The sequence below is a fragment of the Streptomyces beihaiensis genome (assembly GCF_026274175.1).
Classification (GTDB): Bacteria; Actinomycetota; Actinomycetes; order Streptomycetales; family Streptomycetaceae; genus Streptomyces; species Streptomyces beihaiensis.
The window spans coordinates 35,638-59,353 of the sequence record NZ_JAPHNL010000200.1 but is presented as its reverse complement, the minus strand read 5'-3'; the positions used below and the strand labels follow the sequence as shown (position 1 = coordinate 59,353).

Sequence of the window (23,716 nt, the reverse complement as noted above, 5' to 3'; positions counted from 1 at the left end):
CGCCGAGGGGATCTTCGCGGCGGACATCGTGGCACACTGCCGCGAACTCGGGCTGCTCGCTGACGCGCAGCGCGCCCGCCGTGCCGCCCACCCGGGTCCGTACGGCCATCCGCGATCGTGAGCTGCGCACGGCCTTCCTGCCGCAGCGCGACCCCGACGCCGCCGGGCGTCCCAGGCCGCGAGCGCCGGGGCGGCTCGTCCCGACGGCCTGCCCCTGCGCGTAGTCACAGCCACCCCCTGCCCCCTCTTCACCCGCACCACTTGGCGCGCTTTCCGCAGTCCGTCACGCCGACATCACCTCGCCTCACCGCACCTCATCCCGTGATGCCCACGGCACGACGAGACCCACGGAGGGCTCACCCATGTCGTCATTCATGTCGTCGTTCATGTCCGCTTTCGCCGGCCTGGTCGAGCACCTCGCCGACCTGCTGCAGCCCCTCTTCCACGGTTCTGCCGCCGCGGCGGCGATCATCCTGTTCACCGCGTTCGTACGGCTTCTCGTCCACCCGCTCTCCCGGGCCGGAGCGCGCGGGCAGCGCGAGCGGCTCAAGCTTCAGCCGCGCATCGCCGAGCTGCGCAAGAAGCACAGGAAGAACCCCGAAGCGCTTCAGAAGGCGATCATGGAGTTGCACCGCGAGGAGAAGGTCTCCCCGCTCTCCGGCTGCCTGCCGATGCTCTTCCAGATGCCCGCGTTCTTCCTCCTCTACCACCTGTTCTCGCGCGGCAGCATCGGCGGCGAGCCCAACGAGCTGCTCGGCCACACGCTCGGCGCGGCCCCGCTCGGCGGCCGGTTCACGGACGCGGTCGCTCACGGCGGGCTCTTCGGGGCGCAGGGGATGGTGTACGTGGTGATGTTCGCGGTCGTCGCGGCCGTCGCCACGTTCAATTACCGGAGGGCCAAGCGGCAGATGGCGACGTCCACGGCCGCGTCCACGGCCGCGTCCACGGCCGCCTCCCCGGCTGTGAAGCCGTCCGGTGGGGGCCGGGACGAGCAGCCGCCGCAGCTGCCCGGCATGGGGGCCATCAGCAAGTTCATGCCGCTGATGTCGTTCATGACCTTGTTCTCCGTGGCTTACGTGCCGCTCGCCGCCGCGCTGTACATCGTGACCTCGACCACGTGGAGCTCGATCGAGCGGGCCGTCCTGTACCGGGACATGCCGTACGGGGCGGCGGCCGCGGCGCCCGCGCTGTAACCGGCGGCCACGCCTCGGCAGAGGGTGGGGTGGCGGTCCAGTCCGTGAACGGGGTATTGCGGACTGGACGCCGACCTTGGAGGATCAACCAGACCTCCAATGGCTGTCCGCCGCACCCGGGCCCAGGAGGCTCCTCCTAGATCCCAGGGAGTCCCCCATGAAGCTGCTGCGAGTCGGTCCCGTCGGAGCCGAGCGCCCCGCGCTCCTCGACGCCGAGGGAACCCTGCGCGACCTGTCCGGCCTCGTGCCCGACATCGACGGGGCGCTGCTCGCGGACGACGCCGCGCTCGACCGGGTCCGCGCGGCCGCCGCATCCGGTGACCTTCCCGCCCTGGACCCGTCGGGGCTGCGGATCGGGCCGCCGGTCGGCCGTATCGGCAAGGTCGTGTGCATCGGCCTGAATTACCACGACCACGCCGCCGAGACCGGGGCCGCGACGCCGGCCGAGCCGGTCGTCTTCTTCAAGGCGGCAGACACGGTCGTGGGGCCGGACGACACGGTGCTCGTACCGCGCGGCTCGACGAAGACCGACTGGGAGGTCGAGCTGGCCGTGGTCATCGGACGTACGGCCCGTTACGTGGAGTCCCGCGAGGCCGCGCTGCGGTGCGTGGCCGGCTACGCGGTGGCGCACGACGTGTCGGAGCGCGAGTTCCAGATCGAGCGCGGCGGCACGTGGGACAAGGGCAAGAACTGCGAGACGTTCAACCCGCTCGGGCCGTGGCTCGTCACCGCCGACGAGGTGCCGGACCCGCAGTCGCTCGGGCTGCGCCTCTCGGTGAACGGGGAGGTCAAGCAGGACGGGAACACGGCCGACCAGATCTTCCCCGTGGCCGAGGTCGTCCGGTACGTGAGCCAGTTCATGACCCTTTACCCCGGGGACGTCATCAATACCGGGACGCCCGCAGGAGTGGCCATGGGGCAGCCCGAGCCCAAGCCGTATCTTCGGGCCGGGGACGTGGTGGAGCTCGAGATCGACGGGCTCGGCAGGCAGCGGCAGGAGCTCAAGGGGGCGTAGTCGTCCGGTGCGGTCGCGCCGCGCGCGGTAGGGGCTGGTGTGCTCGCGCGGCCGCGGCGCGGCTTCGTGACTGGTGGCCGCGCAGTTCCCCGCGCCCCCTCTTTACGCCGCACCGCCGCCCGGCTGCACTGCTGCCCGGCCGCACCTCCGCCCGGTTGCACCTGATCGGGCGCCTTCCGGTGGCTTGCTCGCGTGTCGCCCGCTCCGCCTACCTGGCAATAGTCACATAGTTCGCCTATGCGACAAATGTGTACGCCTCGCCATCATTCTGCCCGGGGTCCAGCCACCGTCGCCGTCGTTGTCGCGGCGGCGGCCCTGGCTGTCGGCGGTCTCGCCGGGCCCGTTCACGCCGATCCGCTGCCGGGCGGGCTCGGCCCCTGCCTGGGCAGCAAATGCCCGGCCGCTTACCCGGACCTGAACAACGGCACCCCGACCGGCCGCGACAACAACATCAACGTCTACGTCGGCGGGACCATGCGCGTGCGCGGCAGCGCCGCCGAGGCGGAGGGCAAGGTCGTCGTCCTGGGCGACTTCGACCAGGACAAGGCCCCCGGCGCCTCCGCCCTCTACAACGTCGGCGTCGCGGGCGTCGGCTCCCGCGTCCCGCCCGACGACGGCACCGACTTCCTGACCGTCGGCGGCGACCTCACCGTCGCCACCGGCGAACGGGTCGCCGTCGAGGACTCGGAGGCCACCGGAGGCGCCCGCTACGGCGGCACCCTCCGCGGCACCGTCGAGACCCGGTCCGTGCACGACACCGGCGCCGCCGACCCGTACACGGTGCTGCGCGGGCAGCTCACCGACGCCAGCCACTGCTACGCCTACGTCGACGGCGCCCGCCGAACCCCGACCGGCACCGTCGTCAACGACGGGAGCACCACCGTCTTCACCGGCGACGGCACCTCGCCCATCCAGGTCTTCGCACTCGACGCCGACCTTGTCTCCCGCACCGGCGGCCAGGCAGGCTTCCGGTTCACCGGCATCCCGGCGGGCGCCACCGTACTCGTCAACGTCTACGGCGACGCGCGGCAGATCAGCACGTACGAGGGAATGCTTCCGGCCGCGCTGCGCGACCGCCTGCTGTGGAACTTCCCCGACGCTACGAGGGTGACCCTGTCCGGGGCCACCCAGTTCTCCGGCAGCGTCCTTGTCGGCAACCAGGCCAGTACGACGACCGTGACCATGTCCGGGTTCAACGGCCGCTTCTACACCACGGGTTCGCTCACCCACGCCTCGTCCGCGAACGGCGGAGGGGGCCAGGAGTTTCACGCGTATCCGTTCGTCGGTGATCTGCCGACCTGTGCGGAGACCTCGCCGACCCCGACCCCGAGCCCGACCTCCACTCCTACTCCTACCCCCACCCCCACCCCGACTCCCACCCCCCCCCCGACTCTGAGCCCCACCCCGAGCCCGAGTCCCAGCCAGGAGACCTCGTCGCCGACGCCGACTCCCTCGCCCACGCCGACCACCGAGTCGCCCGCACCTAACCCGTCCGAGAGCACCACCGGCGGCACCACCGGCGGCACCACGACCACGGGCGGCGCCGGTGGTTCCGGGGGTGGCGGTACCGGCGGGGAACTCGCCGACACCGGCGCCTCTTCGGACGGTGCGCTCGTGCTCGGCGGGATCGCGGCGGCCACCCTCATGGCGGGCGCGGGCTCCTTCCTCCTGCTGCGTGAGCCGCGCCGGATCAGGGCCCGACGCCGATGAACCGTTCGAGAGCCTCGACGACCAGCGCGTGATCGTCGGCCTGCGGCAGACCGGAGACCACGACGGCGCCGACAACTCCCGTTCCCCGCACGGTGATCGGGAAGGCGCCGCCGTGGGCCGCGTACGTGTCCGGGTCGAGGCGCGAGGACGCCTCGAAGGTCGTGCCCTTGGCCCGGAAGCGGGTGCCGACCAGGTACGACGAGACGTGGTAGCGCTCGACCACGCGGCGCTTGCGGGCGATCCACGCGTCGTTGTCCGGTGTCGAACCGGGCAGCGCCGCGTGGAAGAGCTGCTGGCCGCCGCGCGAGATGTCGATCGCCACGGGCGCCTCGCGCTCGCGGGCGAGTTCGACCAGGAGCCCGCCGAGCGCCCAGGCGTCGTCGTTCGTGAACTCGGGCAGGACGAGGCGCCGTTGCTGCTCCTCCAGGGTTGCGACCAGCGCGGCGGTCGTGTCCAGATCGCCAGTGCCAGTGCCAGTGCCAGTGCCAGTGCCAGTGCCAGTGCCAGTGCCAGTGCCAGCGCCAGTGCCTGCGCGGGTGCCGGTGTTCGTCACAGTCGCACCGCCGCTCCGTCGCGGGCCGAGCGGCGCGCCGCCTCCAGGACGTCGAGCGCGGCGGCGGCCTCCGTGGCGGGGACCGGATCAGGCGCGCCCTCGCGCAAGGCGGCGGCCACGGCGGCGTAGAAAGCGGGGTAGTCGCCGTCGAGTGTCGGGTACGGGGTTCCGCCGCCGGTCAGTGGCGACTCCCCAGAGCCGAGACGGCCCCACAGCGACTCGTCCTCCACGCCCCACGGCTCGCCCACGACCGGCCGGACGCCCTCCCGCAGCGCCGCCTCCTGCGGGTCCAGGCCGTACTTGACGTAGCCCGCCCGCGAGCCGAGGACCCGAAAGCGCGGGCCGAGTTGGGCCGTGGTCGCGGAGACGTACAGATGTGAGCGGACGCCGTTCGCGTGGGTGATGGCGATGAACGTGTCGTCGTCCGCCTCGGCGCCGGGGCGGCGTACGTCCGACTCCGCGTAGACCGAGACCGCGTCGCCGAACAGGACGAGCGCCTGGTCGACGACATGGCTGCCCAGGTCGTACAGGAGGCCGCCGATCTCCTCCGGGTTCCCCGACTCGCGCCAGCCGCCCTTCGGCTTCGGACGCCAGCGCTCGAACCGAGACTCGAAGCGCCAGACATCCCCCAACTCGCCTTCCCGCAGCAGCTGTTGGAGAGTCAGGAAGTCGTTGTCCCAGCGGCGGTTCTGGAAGACCGAGAGCAGCAGTCCGCGCTCCTCGGCCAGCGTCGCGAGGCCGCGCGCCTCGGCCGCCGTGCCCGCCAGCGGCTTGTCCACGACGACGGGCAGGCCCGCTTCGAGTGCGGCGGTCGCGAGCGGCACGTGCGTCTTGTTGGGGGAGGCGATGACGACCAGGTCGAGGCGGTCCTCCGGCCCGGCGTCCGCCCGCGCCCACAGCTCGTCGGGCGAGGTCGCGCAGCGCAGCGCGTCGCCGTGCTCGGCGCGGGCCCGAGCCTGCCGCTCGGGGTTGGAAGTGACCACCGTGTCGAGGGTCAGGCCCTCGGTCGCGGCGATGAGCGGGGCGTGGAAGACGGAGCCCGCCAGGCCGTAGCCGACGAGGCCCACCCTGAGCGGGGCGCTGGACAGCAGGGCGCTGGACAGCGGGGCGCCGGGGCGCGCGGTGTGGGAGCCAGTCATGCGCTCCACTTAAACAACGCTGTTGCCAAAGCGCAAGTGCGGGTGACAATGGCCCCGTGAACACGCATGTCCACCACGTCGGCTCCACCGCGGGCGCGAACCTCACCGCGCTGCGCGGGCACAACGCCGCGCTCGTGCTCGACCTGCTGCGTACCGCGGGCGAGGCCGGGATCAGCCGTCTCGAACTCGCCGAGCGCACCGGTCTGACCCCGCAGGCCGTCAGCAAGATCACGGCACGGCTGCGGGCGGACGGTCTCGTGGTGGAGGCAGGCCGCCGCGCCTCCACCGGCGGCAAACCGCGCACCGCGCTCCGCCTGGTCGCCGCGGCCGGGCACGCGATCGGGCTCCACCTCGACCGCGACGAACTGCGGGCGGTCCTCACCGACCTGTCCGGCGCGGTCGTCGCCTCCCGCCGCGCCCCGCTCGACCTGGGCGCGGGCGCCGACGCCGTGCTCACGGCGGCGGCCGGGGCGGTGGACGCGCTGCTCGGCGTGAGCGAGACCGCGGGCCCTGCCGACGGCGCGGTCTCCGGCTCCGGTGTGGTTTCTGGACCTGGTGTGGTTTCCCGCTCCGGCGCGGTCTCCGGTCCTGGTGTGTTCTGCGGGCCCGGCGCGGGACCCGGTCCTGGTGTGGTCTCCGGGCCCGGCGCGGGCCCCGGTCCTGGTGTGGTCTCCGGGCCCGGCGCGGGCCCCGGACCCGGCGCGGTCCTCGGTGCGGGGTCGGTCCTCGGCGTCGGGTCGGTGCTCGGTGTCGGTGTCGCCGTGCCGGGGCCGCTCGACCACACCGAGGGCGTGCTGCACCGGGTGACCGGTTTTCCGCAGTGGAACGGTTTCCCGTTGCGCGACGCGCTCGCCCGGCGCACCGGCCTCCCGGTCGTCGTGGACAAGGACACCAACGCGGCGGCGCTGGGCCTCGCCCTCGACGGCGCGGCGAGCCACGGCGCTCGCTCCTTCGCCTACCTCCACCTCGGCACGGGACTCGGCGCCGGACTCGTCCTGGGCGGCGCGCTGCATCGGGGCGAGCGCACGGGGGCGGGGGAGTTCGGCCACCAGGTGATCCACCTCGACGGCCCGGAGTGCGGCTGCGGCAACCGGGGCTGTGTCGAGGCGCTCTGCCTCGCCGCGGTGGCGGACGGCACCGACCGCGGCCTCGACGAGGCGGCGCGCGTGCTCGGCGAGGGGGCGGGAAATGTCGTGGGCCTGCTCGACATCGACGCGGTACTGCTCGGCGGCCGGACCGTCGCCGCGCACGAGGACCGGTTCGTACGCCGCGTCGCCGAGGTCGTCGCGGCCCGCGCCCGCCGGGGTGGAGGTCCCGCGACACCCGTACACGCGGTCCCCGGCGGTGCCACGCTCGTGGTGGAGGGCGCGGCGCAGCTCATCCTGGCGCCGTTCTTCGGGCGGGGGTAGGGAGAAGGGGCCGCCGGAACCCGAGGGCCCGCCGGAATGAAAATAGTCTGAACGAGCGGTCTTCCTCGGTGAATCGGGGCGAATCGGGGCGCACGCGGCCACGGCACGGAGGGCCGGTCGCGTGCGCGTGGCAGGGTCCCGGCCATGCGACTGTGCCGCCCGATCGCCCTCGGCCTCACCGCCGCCGCACTCGCCGTCGTCCCCGGGAGCCCGGCCCCGGCGGCCGTCGGCCCCCACCCGGCGACCTGCCAGTCCGCTTCGGCCTCCCCTACGACAGCGGCCTCGGCACCGGAAACCCCCTTCCCCCTCGACACCCACATCCACGAGGGTCCCGACGCGTACGCCTCCGGCGATGGCTACCAGACCTGGTCGCTCGACCTAGTCAGCCGGGCCGCCAGCACGTGCACCCGCGTCCACCCCGTCCTCGTCCTCGTCGACCGGACACGGCAGTTGAGGCCCGATCACATCCGCATGGAGTTCCGCGCGGGCGGCCGCTGGCACCCGGTCCGCTTCGAACGCACCGACCGCGCCGAGAACATCGGCGTCTTCGCCGGTGACTCTCCGGGCTTCACGGTGGCCCCCGGTGCGACGGTCACCGTCGACGTCCGGCTGGCCTTCACGCCGGACGCCCCGGACGACCACGTGGTCGCCACCGCCGCGCTCGTCCGGCGCGAGCGCGATGACGGCGACTGGGTGGGGGAGTCGGGCGGCTACGCCTTCGACGTCGTGGCGGAGGACGGCGGCGCGGACGCCGACGGTGACGGGGCCGTGGACGGGTCGGGAGCCTGGTCGGGCGACGAGCCCGGCTCAGACCGTCCGGGCCAGCTCGCCCGCACGGGCCGCCAGGATGCCGTCCTGCGTGCTCTGGGCGCGGCTGCCGCGGCGCTCGTGCTGAGCGGCACGGCCCTCGTCGTGGGCGCCCGTACCAGGCGCCGCCGCCACCCACGGCGGGGCTGACCCCGTCCGAGACCGAGGCCGGGACCGAGACCCAGCCCGAGGCCGAGGCTGGTACCGGGACCGAGACCGGGTACCGGCACCGGGACCGAGACCGGTACCAGTACCGGTAGCAGTACCGAGACCGAGACCAGTACCGAGACCAGTACCGGTACCGAGACCGAAACGAGTACCGAAACCAGTACCGGTCCCGCCGCCGGTGCCAGTACCGCCCGGCGGCAAGGTCCTGAGGACGTCCGTCACACCAGGTCGACGAGGTCCGCGATCGAGTCCACGACCTGCGTCGGGCGGAACGGGAAGCGGTCCAGCTCTGCCTCGGTCGTCAAACCGGTCAGGACCAGGAACGTCGTCATGCCGGCCTCAAGCCCGGCCAGCACGTCCGTGTCCATCCGGTCGCCGATCATGGCGCTGGACTCGGAGTGCGCGCCGATCGCGTTCAGGCCCGTCCGCATCATCAGTGGGTTCGGCTTGCCCACGAAGTACGGTTCCTTGCCGGTCGCCTTGGTGATCAGCGCCGCCACCGACCCCGTCGCGGGCAGCACACCCTCCGTGGAGGGGCCGGTGTTGTCCGGGTTGGTGGCGATGAACCGGGCGCCGTTGTTGATCAGCCGGATCGCCTTGGTGAGCGCCTCGAAGGAGTACGTACGGGTCTCGCCGAGGATCACGAAGTCCGGGTCGACGTCGCTGAGGATGTACCCCGTCTCGTGCAGCGCCGTCGTCAGGCCGGCCTCGCCGATCACGTACGCGGTGCCGTTCGGCCGCTGGCTCGCGACGAACCGGGCCGTGGCGAGGGCGGAGGTCCAGATGTTCTCCACCGGCACCTCGATGCCGATACGGTTCAGGCGGGCGTGCAGGTCACGGGCCGTGTACATCGAGTTGTTGGTCAGGACGAGGAACGGCTTGCCGGAGTCGCGCAGCTTCTTGATGAAGGCGTCCGCGCCGGGGATCGGCACACCCTCGTGCATCAGCACGCCGTCCATGTCGGTCAGCCACGATGCGATGGGCCTGGGCTCGGTCGTGCGTGGCTCTGTCATGCGTACGGACTCCTAGCCTGTCGATCTACGGACCGCCATCGTATGCAGCCCCGTCCGCCGATGGCTCTTGTGCGAATGCCCAGCGGTGGCCCCCGGAACCCGCTCGTGCGGTGGCCCCCGGAACCCGCTCGTGCGGTGGCCCCCGGAACCCGCTCGTGCGATGGAGCCCGGAACCCGCTCGTGCGGGGGCGCTCAGGATGCGGAGTGCGGGGTGGCGCGTGAACCTGCGGATATCAGGAGGTTCACGATGCGTGCAGGTCTGCTCACCGTACGTGCCGCAGGGGCGGCCGTCGTCGTACTGGTGACCGTGCCCCCGGTCGCCGTCATGGCAGCCGGGGGCGCGGGCGGCGCGGGCGGCTTCGGTGGTGCCGGTGCCGGTGCCGGTGCCGGTGCCGGTGCCGGTGCCGGTGCTGGTGTCCGTGCCGGAGGCGGTGGGGTCCACGGGCGCGGCGTCGTGGTGAGCCCGCGGGACGCCGCCCCCGGTACCGATGTCGAGCTGCGGGTGAGCGGGTGCCGGGACGCGGCGGGGCGGGCCGGGTCCGACGCGTTCGTGGCGCCCGCCGTGCTCGCGCCCCCGGCCACGGACGACCAGCCCGTTCTCGTCGCCGAGGCGCGGGTCAAGTCGTCGGCGGGGCCCGGCGACCACCGGATCACCGTGGCCTGCGACGGCGAGGACGCCAAGGTGACCGGGACGGTACACGTCGCCGCGGGTGGCGGGGCGGGGGCCTCGGCGGCGGCCGGGGCCGGAGCCGAGGCCGGGGCGCCGGAGCCGTCGTCGATGACGGCGAGCTCGGCGCCGACCTCGACCGTCTCGTCCTCGGCGACCTTGATGGAGGCGAGAACGCCGGCGGCGGGCGAGGGGATCTCGGTGTCGACCTTGTCGGTCGACACCTCGAGCAGCGGCTCGTCGACCTCGACGCGCTCGCCCTCGGCCTTCAGCCAGCGGGTGACAGTGCCCTCGGTGACGCTCTCACCGAGCGCCGGAAGGGATACGGAAACCGCCATGGTTTCTGTTGCTCCTTACGAATGTGCACTACGGGAAACGGTGTAGTGCGAAAGTCTGTGGGGTCGGTCGTCGCGCCCAGGGGCGACAGGCGGAAAAGCCGTGCCAGGTCAGTCGTGCGAGTGCAGCGGCTTGCCCGCGAGGGCCAGGTGGGCCTCGCCCATCGCCTCGTTCTGGGTCGGGTGGGCGTGGATGAGCTGGGCCACCTCGGCCGGCAGCGCCTCCCAGTTGTAGATCAGCTGGGCCTCTCCGACCTGCTCGCCCATACGGTCGCCGACCATGTGGACGCCGACGACGGCACCGTCCTTGACCTGGACGAGCTTGATCTCACCCGCGGTCTTGAGGATCTTGGACTTGCCGTTGCCCGCCAGGTTGTACTTCAGAGCCACGACCTTGTCCGCGCCGTAGATCTCCTTGGCCTTGGCCTCGGTGATACCGACGGAGGCGACCTCTGGGTGGCAGTAGGTCACGCGCGGCACGCCGTCGTAGTCGACCGGGACGACCTTCAGGCCCGCCAGGCGCTCGGCCACCAGGATGCCCTCGGCGAAGCCGACGTGCGCGAGCTGGAGGGTCGGGACCAGGTCACCGACGGCCGAGATGGTCGGCACGTTGGTCTGCATGTACTCGTCGACCAGGACGTAGCCGCGGTCCATCGCGACGCCCTGCTCCTCGTAGCCCAGGCCCTGCGAGACCGGGCCGCGGCCGATGGCGACCAGGAGGAGCTCGGCCTCGAAGGTCTTGCCGTCGGCGAGGGTCACGCGGACACCGTCCTGCGTGTACTCGGCCTTCTCGAAGAACGTGCCGAGGTTGAACTTGATGCCGCGCTTGCGGAAGGCGCGCTCCAGGAGCTTGGAGCTGTTCTCGTCCTCGACCGGGACGAGGTGCTTGAGGCCCTCGACCACGGTCACGTCGGTGCCGAAGGACTTCCAGGCGGAGGCGAACTCGACGCCGATGACACCGCCGCCGAGCACGATCGCGCTCTTGGGCACGCGGTCCAGCTTCAGGGCGTGGTCCGAGGAGATGATGCGGTTGCCGTCGATCTCCAGGCCGGGCAGCGAACGCGGCACGGAGCCGGTCGCCAGGAGGACGTGGCGGCCCTGGACGCGCCGGCCGTTCACGTCGACGGAGGTCGGCGAGGAGAGCCGGCCCTCGCCCTCGATGTACGTCACCTTGCGGGAGGCGACGAGACCCTGCAGGCCCTTGTAGAGCCCGGAGATCACGTCGTCCTTGTACTTGTGGACGGCCGCGATGTCGATGCCCTCGAAGGTGGTCTTCACACCGAACTGGTCCGCCTCGCGGGCCTGGTCGGCGATCTCGCCCGCGTGCAGCAGGGCCTTCGTCGGGATGCAACCGTTGTGCAGGCAGGTGCCGCCGAGCTTGTTCTTCTCGATCAGGGCGACGTCCAGGCCCAGCTGCGCTCCGCGCAGGGCCGCGGCATAACCGCCACTGCCACCGCCGAGGATCACTAGGTCGAAAACGGTGCTGGCGTCGTTCGCCACGTCACGTCCTCCATGCATGTGCGCCGTTCGCCGGTCTTCGCTGACCGGTCGGCGGCTGGTGTTCGGCCGCTCGTTCTTCGGCCCTCGGTAGGGGCCCTGTCCTGCCGCCCCCCATCCTCGCACTTGTCGAAGGCATGCGGGACGTCGGGCCGGGGTGTGAGACGCCTGTTACACCGGAAACGAGTGGGAAGCGGGTGAGGAAGGACGGAACGGGCGCGCTGGATTCGCGGCGTTTCGGCTTGTTTCGTCGAGAGCGAACGGCTCGCACGGGCACGGCCCCGGGCGGTGTGCACCCGGGGCCGTGCGCGAAAGCGGACCGTCTCAGCCGAGGTCGCCCGCGGCCGTGCGCTCCGCGAGGCGGACCAGGGTGCGCACCGCGGAGCCCGTACCGCCCTTCGGGGTGTACCCGAACGGCGCGGCCTCGTTGAAGGCGGGGCCCGCGATGTCGAGGTGGGCCCAGGTGATGCCCTCGCCGACGAACTCCTTCAGGAACAGACCGGCGACCAGGCCGCCGCCCATCCGCTCACCCATGTTGGCGATGTCGGCGGTGGGGGAGTCCATGGCCTTGCGCAGGTGGGCCGGGAGCGGCATCGGCCAGGACGGCTCGCCGACCTCGTCGGCCGCGTCGTTGATCGCCGCGCGGAACGCGTCGTCGTTGGACATCACGCCGAACGTGCGGCTGCCGAGCGCGAGCACCATGGCGCCGGTCAGCGTCGCCACGTCCACGATCGCGTCGGGGTTCTCCTCGGATGCCTTGGCGAGGGCGTCGGCGAGCACCAGGCGGCCCTCGGCGTCCGTGTTGAGCACCTCGACGGTCTTGCCGGAGTACATGCGCAGGACGTCACCCGGACGGGTGGCCGAACCCGACGGCATGTTCTCGGCCAGCGCCAGCCAGCCCGTCACGTTGACGTCCAGGCCGAGGCGGGCGGCGGCGACGACCGCCGCGAACACGGCGGCGGCGCCGGCCATGTCGCACTTCATCGTCTCGTTGTGCCCGGCCGGCTTGAGCGAGATGCCGCCCGAGTCGTACGTGATGCCCTTGCCGACGAGCGCCAGGTGCTTGTCCGCCTTGGAGCTCGTGTACGAGAGCTTCACCAGACGCGGTCCCGACGCCGAGCCGGCGCCGACACCGAGGATGCCACCGTAGCCGCCCTTGGTGAGCGCCTTCTCGTCGAGCACCTGCACCTTGATGCCGTGCTCCTTGCCCGCGGCCTGCGCGACGGCGGCGAAGGCCTCCGGGTTCAGGTCGTTGGGCGGGGTGTTGACGAGGTCACGCGCGCGGTTGAGCTCCTCGGCCACCGCGCGGGCGCGCTCGACGGCCGCCTTGTATGCCTTGTCGCGCGGCTTGCCGCCGAGCAGGGCCGCCTCGGCGAGCGGCGCCTGAGCGTTCTTCGCGTCCTGCGGCTTCTTCGACGATTCCTTGTACGCGTCGAAGGAGTACGAGCCGAGCAGCACGCCCTCCGTGATCGCCCCGGCGGCCTCGGCGTCCTCGACGGGCAGCGCGAACGCGGCCTTCTTCGAACCGGCCAGCGCGCGGGCGGCCACGCCGGCGGCGCGGCGCAGCGTCTCCGTGCCGTACGCCCCGGCCCTCTCGCCGTCGGTTCCGTCGCCGTCGGGCTCGCTGCCCAGGCCGACCGCCAGCACGACCGGCGCCTTGAAGCCGGAGGGCGCGGGCAGCTTGGTCACCTCGCCCTCGCCGCCGGTGGCGCCGAGGGTCTCCAGGACGGACGCGAGGCTGCCGTCGAACGCCTGGTCCACGGCCTCCGCGCCAGGTGCCACGACCGGGCCCTTGTCGCCCTTGACGACGCCGACGACGATCGCGTCGGCGCGCAGTCCGGAGGCCGCGGCGGTGCTGAGAGTCAGAGCAGTCACGGTGGTGAGGTCCCTCTTTCATCGGTGGGTGGCTTCATTGCCGGTGGGCCGTGGGGTTGGCGGCCCGCGCACAGACCCTACGCCCGTGCGCGTGAGTGTGCCCTACAGGGCCAGCACGACAAGTGCCGCCGTCGCGGCCGTCTCGGCCACCGCGCCGAACACGTCGCCGGTCACACCGCCGAGCCGCCGCGTGCAGCGACGCACCGTCAACTCGCCCGCGGCGCAGCCCAGTACGACGGCCGCGGCGGCGCGCACGGAGTCGGCCGGGCCCCCGGGCAGACGGACGGCCGCCGCCACCGCCGCGGCCACCGCGCCCACGGCGAAGGCCGCCCCCCGCGGCACTGCCTGGGCGACCGCGGCCCCCAGCCCCTCCGGCCGCGCGGCGGGCACGCCCTCGCGTGAGGCGAGCGTCAGGGCGAGGCGGGCCGTCACCGCGCAGAGCACCGCGCCGACGGCGCCGCGTGCCCACGAGTCCGTGAACAGCCGGTCGAGGGCGGCGACCTGGGCGAAGAGCGCGAGCACCAGGGTGACCACGCCGAACGGGCCGATGTCCGACTGCTTCATGATGCGCAGCGCGTCCTCGGCGGGCTTGTTGCTGCCGAGCCCGTCCGCCACGTCCGCGAGCCCGTCCAGGTGCAGCCCCCGGGTGAGCGCGGCGGGGACGGCGACCGCGGCCACGGCCGCGAGCAGCGCCCCCGCGCCGAGGAGTGACAGCGCGCCGCCGAGCGCCCCGGCCGCGGCACCGACGGCCAGACCGGCCAGCGGGGCGCACAGCATGCCGGTGCGGGCGGCGGCGCGGTCCCAGCGGGCGACCGTGACGGGCAGGACGGTGAGCGTGCCGAAGGCGAAACGTATGCCGTCGGACAGGGAGGCGCGGGATGACTCGGGAGTGGTCGCGGACACCGGGGGAGGTTAACCCGCCGTGGTGCTGCGCCGGTCCCTGCCCCGGCCCCTGCCCCGGACCCGGTCCTGGCCGCGCAGGATGGGCACGGCGAGCAGGACGACGGCGGCGACGACCGCGGCCAGGTGCTCCTTGCCCGCCAGGTTGGGCTCGATCACGCACTCGCCGACCATGGTGAGGGCGACCAGCGCCGCCGTGAACCGGGCCCCGTACCGCCAGCACACGAAGACCGCGAGCCCGACGACGGCCGCCGACGGGCCGGTGTCCACGACCTGCGCGTCCGAGGCCGGGAGCCCGAAGCCGCCGCCGGGGCCGACGGCGATGCCCACGCGCGCGTACAGCGTTCCCGCGAGCGTCGCCGCGTAGGCGATGACGAGCGTGCGCAGGCGGCCCAGGCAGATCTCCGCGATGCCGAACACCACGAGGATCTGGCCGAGCGCGCCCCACACGGGCAGGTCGAGGGCGGGCACGAACAGCGACAGCGGGGTGCGCAGCAGCGCGAGCCACAACGGCTCCTCGGCCCGGACCGACCCGACGTCCTGCACGAACTGGTAACCCCAGGACTGGTTCTGCACGTACTGCAGCAGCGCCGTCAGGCACACCGCGGCCAGCGTCATCCCCACCGCGCGCCAGCCCCGCTGCGCGAGCCCGTCGCGTACGGCGGTGTACAGCGGTCCCCACTCCTTGCGCGCCCACGCGCGCGCGGTGCGCATCAGCGGCGCTCCAGTTGTCCGGGCCGTGGCCCGCGCGGCCGTCCGGGCAGTCCGGGCAGTCCGGGCAGTCCGAGGAAGCCCTCGGCCCGCGCGGACGCGATGCCGATGCGCGGAAGGTCGGAGCTCTTCTCGAAGAGAAGGAAGCGTGGTTCCCAGACGGGCCGGTACTTGGCGTTGGCCCGGTAGAGCGATTCGATCTGCCACCACCGTGAGAAGAAGGTGAGCAGTGAGCGCCACAGGCGCAGCACCGGGCCCGCGCCGAGCCGCGCACCGCGTTCGAAGACGGAGCGGAACATCGCGAAGTTGAGCGACACCTGTGTGACGCCGATCTCCCCCGCCCGCCGCAGGAGTTCGATGACGGTGAACTCCATCAGCCCGTTGCCCGCGCCCCGGTCACGCCGCATCAGGTCGAGGGAGAGTCCCCGTCGTCCCCATGGCACGAACGAGAGCAGCGCCCGCAACTCGCCGTCGGCGTCGGTGCATTCGAGCATCACGCACCGGCCGTCGGCCGGGTCGCCGAGCCGCCCCAGCGCCATGGAGAAGCCGCGCTCGGTGGCGCCGTCGCGCCAGTCGTCGGCGCGGCGCAGCAGATACGTCATCTCGTCCTCGGGGATGTCCTCGTGGCGGCGGATGCGGACGGTGTACCCCGCGCGCTCGACGCGGTGGTACGCCTGGCGGACGGCGCGCATCGACCGGCCCTCCAGCGTGAAGTGCTGCCCGGCGGCGCCGCCTTCGGCCGACAGTGTCACGATGGCCTCGTCGCCGAGTTCCAGCGCGTCGAGACCGTGCCGCGCGTACACCGCGCCCGCCGCCTCGCCGGCGCCCATCACGGCGGGCAGCCAGCCGTGCGCCCGCGCCTCGGCCAGCCAGGGCTCGATCGCGCCCGGCCATGCCTCCGGGTCGCCGAGCGGGTCGCCGGAGGCGAGCGAGACCCCGCCGACGACGCGGTACGCCACCGCCGCCTTGCCGGACGGCGACCAGACGACGCTCTTCTCGCGGCGCAGCGCGAAGTAGCCGAGCGAGTCGCGCTCGCCGTCCTTGGCCAGCAGGGCGCGAAGGCGCGACTCGTCGTGGCCGGTGAGCGGGTCCACGGCGCGGCGGGAGCGGAACGCGCAGTGGACGACGGCGACGAGCAACGCGGTGGAGAGGACGTTGATGACGACGTCGACCCAGTTCGGCACGGCGATGCCGGGGAAGCGTGTGTCGCTCGCCGCGATCGAGACGAGCCGCAGCGCGCCGTAGCGCCAGTGGTCGAGGAACGCCGAACGGCGCGGTTCGTGGGCCTGGTTGGTGACGCTGACCAGGAACGCGGCGAGGAGCGAGGAGGCGAGCAGCCCGCCGACGCCCACGGCGGCCGCCAGCTTCGGGTTCGAGCGGTCGCCCTTGGCGTAGAACTCGCGGCGGCCCAGCAGCAGGGCGGCGACGAACGCGGCGGTCAGGGCCAGCGAGATCCAGTTCTGCGGACGGCGGCGGACGTCGGGCGCCACTGCCACCGCGATGGCGAACAACGCGAGGAACAGGCCGCTGAGGGCGAGGTTGAGAATCCACGCGGCTCGTTTGCGGCGGCGCATCGTGATGGACAGGAACCAGGCGACGGTGGCGGAGGAGAAGCCCGCGGCGAGCAGGTACGGGGTGAAGTAGTCCGCCTCGCTGTGGCGGCGCAGGTCGTTGCCGAAGGAGGCCCAGACGGCGCCGAGGAGGTCGAGGAAGGTGACGCTGCGGAGGTACCAGACGGCGAAGGCGGCGGCGCGCCCCGAGACCATGGCGCTTGTCCGTGTATCTCCCATATGGCGAGCATATGGGTGTTTTGGCCGGTTTCCCGTTCGGCGCCGCCGGTCCCGGTGGTGGTGGCCGCCGGTGGCGCCGAACGGGCGAGCGTCAGGCGTCGGCGGGCTCGTCGGCCGTGGCGTCGGTGCCGGTGCCGGTGCCGGTGCCGGTGTCGGTGCCGGTGTCGGCGTCGGCGTCGGTCTGCTCCGTCCGCTCCGGCAGTTCCGCCGCCAGGGCCGCGGCCGCCTGCACCAGCGGCAGCGCGAGCAGCCCGCCGACGGCCCCGCCCACCCGCACGCCCTGGTCGAGCAGTGGCTCCATGGCCATCCGGTCCAGCGCCTTGGCCTGCGCCGGCTCCCCCGACGCGTGCCCCGCCAGCCACCAGTCGGGCGCGCGGAACGCCACCCGCTGGCCGACCAGGGCGCAGGCCGCCGAGACGACACCGTCCAGGATCACCGGCGTGCGCCGCACCGCGCACTGCAACAGGAACCCGGTCGCGGCCGCGAGATCGGCGCCGCCCACCGTCGCGAGCAGCTGCAACTGGTCGCCGAGGACCGGCCGCGCCCGGCGCAGCGCGTCCCGCACGACCGCGCACTTGCGCATCCAGGCGAGGTCGTCGACGGGGTCTCCGCCCCGTCCCGTGACCACCGAGGCGTCGGTGCCGCACAGCGCCGCGATCAGCGTGGCGGCGGCCGTGGTACCGCCCACGCTCAGGTCGCCGAGGACCGCGAGGTCGGTGCCGGAGTCGACCTCCTCGTCGGCGACCGCCATGCCCGCGCGGAACGCCGCCTCGGCCTCCTGCGGGGTGAGCGCGTCCTCGACGTCGACGCGCCCGGACCCGCGCCGCACCCGGTGGCGCGAGACGTCCTTCGGCAACTCGTCGGGGTCGCAGTCGACCGACATGTCGACGACCCGCAGGCCGACGCCGAGCCGCCGCGCGAGCACCGCGCCGCCGGACGCCCCGTCGAGCGCCTCACGGACCAGGCCCGCGGCGGTGCCCGCCGCACGCTTCGACACGTCGAGCTCCGCGACGCCGTGGTCGCCCGCGAACAGGACCACGCGGGGCCGCGCCACCGCCCGCACCGGCACCGTGCCCTGGGCGGCGGACAGCCACTCGGCAAGGTCGTCGAGGCGGCCGAGCGCGCCGGGCGGCACGGTCAGCCGGGCCCTGCGCTCCTCGGCGTCACGGCGGGTCCCGCCGTCCGGGCGCTCGATCAGATCGGTGAAGTCGTCGAGATTCAGCGAGCTCATTCGCCGAACAGTACCGGCAGCGCTCGAACACGCGCCCACGCCACGGCAGCCGCGCCGGTTACGCCATGCGGTGCAGTCACTCCGCGACCGCCGCGCCACGTCGTTGAATGCGCACGCCCTGTCGCTTACCTTCCGTTTTACATCAGATTGTCATATCTCATATCTCATATCGCATACCGCAGACCGGGCCTGACCCACCGTCCCAGGAGTCCAGGAACCATGTCCCCCACCGCCGAGGCCGTGGCCGACCGCCGCCCCGTCTACCTCACCGAACTCGCCCAGGGCACCGCACGGTTCCACGAGCCGCGCCGCGCCGCGTGCCCCTGGTGCGGCTCCACGCGCCTGCGCACCCGGCTGCGCACCACCGACCTGCTCCAGCACAAGCCCGGCAGCTTCACCGTCGACGAGTGCCGCGGCTGCGGCCACGCCTTCCAGAACCCTCGCCTGACCCCACAGGGCCTCAACTTCTACTACCGGGACTTCTACGACGGCCTCCACGCCCGCCGGATCGACCGGGTGCGCGTCGACCGGGTGCACGGCACCCGCGACGCCGACCGCCGCGCCGCGGCCGCCGCCCGCGCCCTGTTCCGCCTCGCCGAACCCGAGAGCTGGCTCGACGTCGGCACCGGGCACGGCCACTTCCCGGCGGTCGCCAAACAGGTCCACCCCTACACCGCCTACGACGGGCTCGACGTCGGCGACGCCGTCGAACAGGCCCGCAGGGACGGCCGTGTCGAAGAGGCACACCGCGGACTGCTCACCGACCTCGCGCCCCGCCTGGCGGGCCGCTACGACGCGATGAGCATGTTCCACTACCTCGAACACTGCCTCGACCCGCGCGAGGAGCTCAAGGCGGCCCACCGCGTGCTGCGTCCCGGCGGCCATCTGCTGATCGAACTGCCCGACCCCGAGAGCCACTACGCGCGCGTGCTCGGCCGCTGGTGGCTCTCGTACTTCCAGCCGCAGCACCTGCACTTCATTCCGCTGACCAACCTCCGCACCGAACTGCGCGCCCTCGGCTACACGGTGGTGGCCGTCGACCGTGCCGAGCCGCACGTCCCGCACGACCTCGCCGCCGCCTGCGCCCTGCTGCTCGGCCACTGGCTGCCCGGCGCCGACGAACCCTGGCGCAGCGCGGCCCCCGGCAGCCTCCAGCGCAGGCTCCGCACCCTGCTGACCTCGGCGTCGGCGCCACTGGTCGGCGCGGCGCAGGCGGCCGACCGGGCCCTGGCCCCGCTGGCGCGCCGCACGCGCTTCGCCAACGCGTACCGGGTCATCGCCCGCCGGGACGCGGACCGGCCGTAGACCCCTCCCGTCACCCGCGCAACGGCAGCGCCTGCCCCGCCACCACGAGCAGCACGTGCTCGCACTCCGCGGCGAACGCGGCGTTCAGACGGCCGAGTTCGTCGCGGTAGCGGCGCCCGGACGCGGTCGCCGGAACGATCCCCGAACCCACCTCGTTCGACACGGCGACGACGGTGCGCCGGGTGTGGCGCACCGCGTCGACGAGCCGCGCCACCCTCTCGCGCAGCGCCCGCTCCCCGCCGTCGGCCCACTCGGCGTCGTCCCAGGCGCCGACCTCGTCCATGACGTGGGTCAGCCACAGCGACAGGCAGTCGATGAGCAGCGGCGCGTCGTCGGCGCTCGCGGCGCCGCTCGCGTCGTCACGGGCGTCGTCACCGGCTTCGGGCTTCTCCAGGAGCGGCACCAGATCGCACGTCTCGGCCGTCCGCCACGACCCGGGCCGCCGCTCCCGGTGGGCGGCCACCCGCTGCGCCCACTCGCGGTCGCCGCAGCGCGTCCCGCCGGTCGCCACGTACAGCACGTCGGGAAATCCCTCAAGACGCCGCTCCGCCTCCACGGACTTCCCCGACCGCGCCCCGCCCAGTACGAGCGTCCGGCGCGGCACGTCAGGCACGTCCTCGTACGCGCCCACGGCCAGGGTCGTCCCGTCCGGCACCGCCCGCGCGCCCGCCGCCGCGAGCCTGCGCGTCAGCTCGGGCCCCGGCGGCACGTCGTGGTCCAGATGCACGGCGATGACGTCGGTGGTCGGGCCGATCAGCCCGGCCGCCCGCAGCCGCGCCAGCGCGTCCGGCCGCCCGACGACATCGGCCACCACCATCTCGTACGGGCCGGGGCCCGCCCCCGGCCCCGACGCGTCGTCGACCGCGCCGAGCCCCGCGGGCGCCGCGCCCGGCGGCAGGTACAGCAGCCGCCCGCCCTCCGGGCCCGTCACCTCGTAACCGGTGCCCGGCGCGTCCAGGGCGAGCGCGCGGACCCGGTGCCCGCTCAGCAGCGCCAGCTCCCGCCCGTCCGGCACCCGCCCCGGCTGCGGCAGCCCGGCCGGGACCTCCACGGCGGGACCGTCGTGCGGATGCGAGAGCAGCACCTGACGTACGGCGCCGAGACTGTGCCCGGCACGGGCGGCGGCGAACGCGGCACCCGGCGTCAGGTCGAGCAGCAGCGTCCCGTCGACGAGCAGCGCCGTCGCGGCGCGCGCGGACGGGCCGAGCGCGGTCGCGCACGCCGCGCAGGGGCAGTCGGGGCGGGGCAGGCCGGCGGGCGCGCCGGTGCCGAGCAGAGTCAGTTCCACGGGAAGATCCTCCCGCGCCGCCGCGCGGGCCGCGCGCCCGGATAGGCTTCCGGGGACAGCGGGATCATCGGAACATCCGTTACCGGGAGGCTTGCATGGCTGCATGGACGTGGCGGTTCGAGAAGTCCGACGGGACGGAGGTCGCCCCCGCGGTGGCCCCCGAGGAGTTCACGACACAGGGGGACGCCGAGTCCTGGATCGGCGAGAACTGGAAGCAGCTGGCCGACGGCGGCGCGGACCAGGTCACCCTCTTCGAGGACACGACGGAGATCTACGGTCCGATGAGCCTGCACGCCCAGGACCTGGGCGCGGACAACTGACCGTACCGGCGCCGCGCCGACCCCCGCGCCCGCGGCGTCGCCCCGGGCGCGGGGTCACTTCTCGCCGAGGGTGACCTCGGTCTTCTTCTCGGAGCCGTCGCGGGTGTACGACACCGACACCTTGTCACCGGGCTTGTGCTCCGCGAGCGCCGCCTCCAGGGACTGCATCGTGGTGACGTCCGCGTCGCCGAGCCGGGTGATGATGTCCCCGGCCCGCAGCCCCGCCTTGTCCGCCGCCTTGCCGCTCTGCACGGACACCACCGCCACACCGGCGGGCCGGTAGCCGTTGTCGAGGACCGTGCGCCCCGTGATGCCCAGGAAGGCCCGGCCCGAGTCGGTCACCTTCCCGGTCCTGATCACCTGGTCGGCCACCCGGGTGACCATCGACGCGGGAATGGCGAACCCGATGCCGGGCGCCGCCCCGTTGCCCAGCTGTGGATCGGTCGCCGCGAGCGTCGGAATGCCGATGACCTCGCCGTCGAGACCGACCAGCGCCCCGCCGCTGTTGCCCGGGTTGATCGCGGCCGACGTCTGCACCATGTTGGCGATCGTCGCCCCCGTGCCCCCGCCGGCCCGCCCCTCGCTGACCGTGCGCCCGGTCGCCGAGACGATCCCCTGCGTGACGCTGGAGGACAGTCCGAGCGGCGACCCCATCGCCAGCGTGATCTGGCCGACGGCGACCTTCGACGAGTCCCCGAACCGCGCCGCCTTCAGCCCGTCCGGCACCTTCGTCAGTCTGATCACGGCCAGGTCCTGCTCCGGATAGGCGTAGACGAGCTTCGCGGTGAGTGTCCTGTTGCTCGTCGACGTGGTGACCTTGAAGGTCTTCTCGTTGCCGACGACGTGGGCGTTGGTCACGATGTCGCCCTTGCCGTCGTAGACGACACCGGAGCCGAGATCGGACGACGCCTGGATCTGGACGACCGAGGGCAGGACGTCCTTGATCACCTTCTGGTACTCGTCCTGCAGATCACCGGGCGCCGCCCGCACGGGGGCCCGCGTGGTGGGGGAGTCGGTCTTCGCCCGCGGACCGCCCGAGCCCGCGCACCCGCCGACCAGGGCGACGGCGGCCACCGGCGCGGCGACACGAAGACACCACGTACGGCCGCGACGACGAAGAGGGCGAAAGCGAGGGCGACGGCGAATGGCGCTCATGCCGGGATTGTGGGCCCCCGAAGGACCGGGCCGCCCGCCGCGTTCCACCAACCGGACGAGCGCCCACCGCGCACTCACCCGCGAGGCTCAGCCCCGCACCCCGCACAGGTGCAGCAGCGCCGCCACCCGCCGGTACGGATCGCTCCGCCCGGCCCGCTCCTCGGCCGCCAGCAGCGTGTTCAACTCACCGCGCTCCGGCACCGCCGCGCCGTCCGCCGCCTGATCGGTGAAGACCCGCACCCCGTACCAGGCGTGCAGTGGCGCCCCGATCCCGGCGAGCGTCTCCGTGAGCGTGCTCAGCCGGTCGGCCCGGACGTCGAGGCCCAGCCGGTTCGTGTACCGAACCGAGTCGAACGCGGCAAGCGCCCCCACCCAGTCACCGGCCAGCCCCGGCCGCATCGCGAGCCCGTCCGCGTTGCGCACCAGCAGCGACAGCAGGCCGCCGGGCGCCAGCATCCGGGCCAGGCCCGCGAGCAGCGCGTCCGGGTCCTCGATGTACATCAGGACGCCGTGGCAGAGCACGACGTCGAAACTGCCGGGCAGGAAGTGGACGCCCGTGTCCATCCCGTCGCCCTCGACGAGCCGGACCCGCTCGCGCACCCCCTCGGGCTCCTCGGCCAGCACCCGCCGCGCCGCGGCCACCATCTCGCCGTCCCGCTCGACCCCCGTCACCTTGTGCCCGGCCCGGGCCAGCCGCAGCGCCTGCGTGCCCTGGCCCATGCCCACGTCGAGCACCCGCAGCCGCTGCCCGACGGGGAACCGCCCGGCTATCTGCTCGTCGAGCTGGCGGGTCACCAACTCCTGCCGTACGACGTTGCGCAGCCCGCCCAGCTTGTCCAGCCAGGCATGCGCGGCGTCCCCGGCGAAGGCATCGGCGCTCAGGGCCGCTCCCCGCGCTTGACCTGGGGCTTGGGCAGCCGCAGACGCTTCATCTGCAGCGTGCGCATCAGGGCGTAGGCCACGGCGCCCCGGCGGTTCTGGTTCGGGAACTTCTCCGCCAGCTTCTTCTTCAGCCGGAAGCCGGTCACGGCCGAGTCGACGATGATCGCGACGATCACGAGCAGCCACAGCAGCAGCGCGATGTTCTGCAGCGGGCCCACGCGGACCATGCTGAGGACGAGGATCACCACGGCCATCGGCAGGAACCACTCGGCGATGCAGAACCGCGAGTCGACGTAGTCGCGCGCGTACCTGCGCACCGGGCCCTTGTCGCGGGCCGGCAGATAGCGTTCGTCACCGCTGGCCAGCGCCGCGCGCTGGCGTTCCATGGCGGCACGCCGCTCCGTGCGCTGCCGGGCGCGCGCGTCCTTCGGCGACGTCTTGGTGTTGGCCACGCTGCGGCGCTGCGTCTGGGCCTCGCTGCGCTTGGGCGTGGGGCGGCCCTTGGGCGCCTGCGGGTCTCGGGGCTGTTTGGACGAGGCGGAGGAGGTCACCTGGGCCTTGGAGGCGGGCGCCTTGTCGTCCTTCGATCGGCTACGGAACACAAAACCCAAGGGTACGTGGTGGGCGGGCATGGACCACAGGCCCACGGGGAACGATCCGGCAACACCCTGAGCCCGTGGCGGCGGCTCTACTCCCTGGGCCGGATCGGGAGCGGACCGCAGTCGTCCTTGGGGATGAGCGCATCCGCACCCG

At 73.3% G+C, this 23,716-nt stretch carries 21 protein-coding genes and 1 pseudogene; 8 read left to right on the top strand and 14 right to left on the bottom strand.

Annotation, left to right across the window (positions count from 1 at the left end):
• The 4 genes from OFY01_RS17135 to OFY01_RS17120 all read left to right on the top strand — a co-directional run.
• A partial coding sequence (locus OFY01_RS17135; protein WP_266600822.1) for a DUF6412 domain-containing protein occupies positions 1 to 224 on the top strand: 224 nt, incomplete at its 5' end.
• A 150-nt stretch (positions 225 to 374) separates the two neighbouring features.
• A complete protein-coding gene (locus OFY01_RS17130; protein WP_266600832.1) occupies positions 375 to 1,193 on the top strand; it encodes a YidC/Oxa1 family membrane protein insertase in 819 nt (272 codons plus the stop codon).
• Positions 1,194 to 1,350: 157 nt separating this feature from the next.
• Complete coding sequence (locus OFY01_RS17125; protein ID WP_266600820.1) at positions 1,351 to 2,208, top strand: fumarylacetoacetate hydrolase family protein; 858 nt, start codon at positions 1,351 to 1,353, stop codon at positions 2,206 to 2,208.
• A 237-nt stretch (positions 2,209 to 2,445) separates the two neighbouring features.
• Entirely contained in the window at positions 2,446 to 3,918 is a 1,473-nt protein-coding gene (locus OFY01_RS17120; RefSeq protein ID WP_323135523.1) for a choice-of-anchor A family protein, read from the top strand.
• Here OFY01_RS17120 and OFY01_RS17115 read toward each other — a convergent pair.
• Positions 3,899 to 4,375, bottom strand: a complete 477-nt coding sequence (locus OFY01_RS17115) for a heme-degrading domain-containing protein (RefSeq protein WP_266600828.1) — start codon at positions 4,373 to 4,375, stop codon at positions 3,899 to 3,901. The genes OFY01_RS17120 and OFY01_RS17115 overlap by 20 nt on opposite strands.
• 92 nt (positions 4,376 to 4,467) lie before the next feature.
• Positions 4,468 to 5,610 carry a Gfo/Idh/MocA family oxidoreductase gene (locus tag OFY01_RS17110; protein ID WP_266600826.1) on the bottom strand — a complete coding sequence of 381 codons (1,143 nt, stop codon included), beginning with the start codon at positions 5,608 to 5,610 and terminating at the stop codon, positions 4,468 to 4,470.
• Between the two features lie 56 nt (positions 5,611 to 5,666).
• On the opposite strand from OFY01_RS17110, the gene OFY01_RS17105 reads away from it, so the two are divergent.
• Positions 5,667 to 7,019: an ROK family transcriptional regulator gene (locus tag OFY01_RS17105; RefSeq protein WP_266600819.1), complete on the top strand. Its 1,353-nt coding sequence runs from the start codon at positions 5,667 to 5,669 to the stop codon at positions 7,017 to 7,019.
• A gap of 144 nt (positions 7,020 to 7,163) precedes the next feature.
• Complete coding sequence (locus tag OFY01_RS17100) at positions 7,164 to 7,976, top strand: hypothetical protein (protein WP_266600817.1); 813 nt, start codon at positions 7,164 to 7,166, stop codon at positions 7,974 to 7,976.
• Positions 7,977 to 8,212: 236 nt separating this feature from the next.
• Here OFY01_RS17100 and OFY01_RS17095 read toward each other — a convergent pair whose 3' ends face one another.
• From OFY01_RS17095 to cobT, 8 genes and pseudogenes are all read right to left on the bottom strand, one after another.
• A complete protein-coding gene (locus OFY01_RS17095; protein WP_266600815.1) occupies positions 8,213 to 9,007 on the bottom strand; it encodes an HAD-IIA family hydrolase in 795 nt (264 codons plus the stop codon).
• A gap of 707 nt (positions 9,008 to 9,714) precedes the next feature.
• Positions 9,715 to 10,012: pseudogene (locus tag OFY01_RS32595) on the bottom strand (biotin/lipoyl-containing protein); the annotation flags it as partial.
• A gap of 108 nt (positions 10,013 to 10,120) precedes the next feature.
• Complete coding sequence (lpdA, locus tag OFY01_RS17085; protein WP_266600813.1) at positions 10,121 to 11,509, bottom strand: dihydrolipoyl dehydrogenase; 1,389 nt, start codon at positions 11,507 to 11,509, stop codon at positions 10,121 to 10,123.
• Between the two features lie 321 nt (positions 11,510 to 11,830).
• Positions 11,831 to 13,381: a leucyl aminopeptidase gene (locus tag OFY01_RS17080; protein WP_266600812.1), complete on the bottom strand. Its 1,551-nt coding sequence runs from the start codon at positions 13,379 to 13,381 to the stop codon at positions 11,831 to 11,833.
• Positions 13,382 to 13,483: 102 nt separating this feature from the next.
• The gene (locus tag OFY01_RS17075) at positions 13,484 to 14,284 is read right to left on the bottom strand and encodes an adenosylcobinamide-GDP ribazoletransferase (RefSeq protein ID WP_266600810.1); all 801 of its coding nucleotides are present in this window, start codon (positions 14,282 to 14,284) and stop codon (positions 13,484 to 13,486) included.
• A gap of 9 nt (positions 14,285 to 14,293) precedes the next feature.
• Positions 14,294 to 14,995 (bottom strand): hypothetical protein, encoded by a 702-nt coding sequence (locus OFY01_RS17070; RefSeq protein WP_266600808.1) that lies wholly within the window; start codon positions 14,993 to 14,995, stop codon positions 14,294 to 14,296.
• Positions 14,995 to 16,782 (bottom strand): phosphatidylglycerol lysyltransferase domain-containing protein, encoded by a 1,788-nt coding sequence (locus OFY01_RS17065; protein WP_266600806.1) that lies wholly within the window; start codon positions 16,780 to 16,782, stop codon positions 14,995 to 14,997. The genes OFY01_RS17070 and OFY01_RS17065 overlap by 1 nt, the downstream gene beginning before the upstream one ends.
• A gap of 91 nt (positions 16,783 to 16,873) precedes the next feature.
• The gene (cobT, locus tag OFY01_RS17060; RefSeq protein WP_266600804.1) at positions 16,874 to 18,013 is read right to left on the bottom strand and encodes a nicotinate-nucleotide--dimethylbenzimidazole phosphoribosyltransferase; all 1,140 of its coding nucleotides are present in this window, start codon (positions 18,011 to 18,013) and stop codon (positions 16,874 to 16,876) included.
• A gap of 219 nt (positions 18,014 to 18,232) precedes the next feature.
• Here cobT and OFY01_RS17055 point away from each other — a divergent pair, with 219 nt between their 5' ends.
• Positions 18,233 to 19,318, top strand: coding sequence for a class I SAM-dependent methyltransferase (locus OFY01_RS17055; RefSeq protein WP_266600802.1), 1,086 nt, complete (start codon positions 18,233 to 18,235; stop codon positions 19,316 to 19,318).
• A gap of 10 nt (positions 19,319 to 19,328) precedes the next feature.
• Here the strand turns inward: OFY01_RS17055 and OFY01_RS17050 are convergent, their stop codons facing one another.
• Entirely contained in the window at positions 19,329 to 20,606 is a 1,278-nt protein-coding gene (locus tag OFY01_RS17050; RefSeq protein WP_266600800.1) for a bifunctional adenosylcobinamide kinase/adenosylcobinamide-phosphate guanylyltransferase, read from the bottom strand.
• A 95-nt stretch (positions 20,607 to 20,701) separates the two neighbouring features.
• Between OFY01_RS17050 and OFY01_RS17045 the strand changes: the two genes are divergently transcribed.
• Positions 20,702 to 20,926 (top strand): hypothetical protein, encoded by a 225-nt coding sequence (locus OFY01_RS17045; RefSeq protein WP_266600798.1) that lies wholly within the window; start codon positions 20,702 to 20,704, stop codon positions 20,924 to 20,926.
• Positions 20,927 to 20,980: 54 nt separating this feature from the next.
• Here OFY01_RS17045 and OFY01_RS17040 read toward each other — a convergent pair whose 3' ends face one another.
• The 3 genes from OFY01_RS17040 to OFY01_RS17030 all read right to left on the bottom strand — a co-directional run bounded on the left by OFY01_RS17040 (position 20,981) and on the right by OFY01_RS17030 (position 23,595).
• Positions 20,981 to 22,081, bottom strand: a complete 1,101-nt coding sequence (locus OFY01_RS17040) for a S1C family serine protease (protein ID WP_266600796.1) — start codon at positions 22,079 to 22,081, stop codon at positions 20,981 to 20,983.
• Between the two features lie 87 nt (positions 22,082 to 22,168).
• Entirely contained in the window at positions 22,169 to 22,876 is a 708-nt protein-coding gene (locus OFY01_RS17035; RefSeq protein ID WP_266600794.1) for a class I SAM-dependent methyltransferase, read from the bottom strand.
• A gap of 83 nt (positions 22,877 to 22,959) precedes the next feature.
• On the bottom strand, positions 22,960 to 23,595 hold the full coding sequence (locus OFY01_RS17030; protein ID WP_266600792.1) for a DUF3043 domain-containing protein: 636 nt from the start codon (positions 23,593 to 23,595) through the stop codon (positions 22,960 to 22,962).
• Between the last annotated feature and the right edge of the window lie 121 nt (positions 23,596 to 23,716).

Excerpts from the sequence above, each read along its gene's own strand:
- OFY01_RS17130 (WP_266600832.1), top strand. The coding sequence starts at position 375 with ATGTCGTCGTTCATGTCCGCTTTCGCCGGCCTGGTCGAGCACCTCGCC.
- OFY01_RS17125 (WP_266600820.1), top strand. The coding sequence starts at position 1,351 with ATGAAGCTGCTGCGAGTCGGTCCCGTCGGAGCCGAGCGCCCCGCGCTC.
- OFY01_RS17120 (WP_323135523.1), top strand. The coding sequence starts at position 2,446 with ATGCGACAAATGTGTACGCCTCGCCATCATTCTGCCCGGGGTCCAGCC.
- OFY01_RS17110 (WP_266600826.1), bottom strand. The coding sequence starts at position 5,610 with ATGACTGGCTCCCACACCGCGCGCCCCGGCGCCCCGCTGTCCAGCGCC.
- OFY01_RS17100 (WP_266600817.1), top strand. The coding sequence starts at position 7,164 with ATGCGACTGTGCCGCCCGATCGCCCTCGGCCTCACCGCCGCCGCACTC.
- OFY01_RS17095 (WP_266600815.1), bottom strand. The coding sequence starts at position 9,007 with ATGACAGAGCCACGCACGACCGAGCCCAGGCCCATCGCATCGTGGCTG.
- OFY01_RS17070 (WP_266600808.1), bottom strand. The coding sequence starts at position 14,995 with ATGCGCACCGCGCGCGCGTGGGCGCGCAAGGAGTGGGGACCGCTGTAC.
- OFY01_RS17065 (WP_266600806.1), bottom strand. The coding sequence starts at position 16,782 with ATGGGAGATACACGGACAAGCGCCATGGTCTCGGGGCGCGCCGCCGCC.
- cobT (WP_266600804.1), bottom strand. The coding sequence starts at position 18,013 with ATGAGCTCGCTGAATCTCGACGACTTCACCGATCTGATCGAGCGCCCG.
- OFY01_RS17055 (WP_266600802.1), top strand. The coding sequence starts at position 18,233 with ATGTCCCCCACCGCCGAGGCCGTGGCCGACCGCCGCCCCGTCTACCTC.
- OFY01_RS17045 (WP_266600798.1), top strand. The coding sequence starts at position 20,702 with ATGGCTGCATGGACGTGGCGGTTCGAGAAGTCCGACGGGACGGAGGTC.
- OFY01_RS17040 (WP_266600796.1), bottom strand. The coding sequence starts at position 22,081 with ATGAGCGCCATTCGCCGTCGCCCTCGCTTTCGCCCTCTTCGTCGTCGC.
- OFY01_RS17030 (WP_266600792.1), bottom strand. The coding sequence starts at position 23,595 with ATGCCCGCCCACCACGTACCCTTGGGTTTTGTGTTCCGTAGCCGATCG.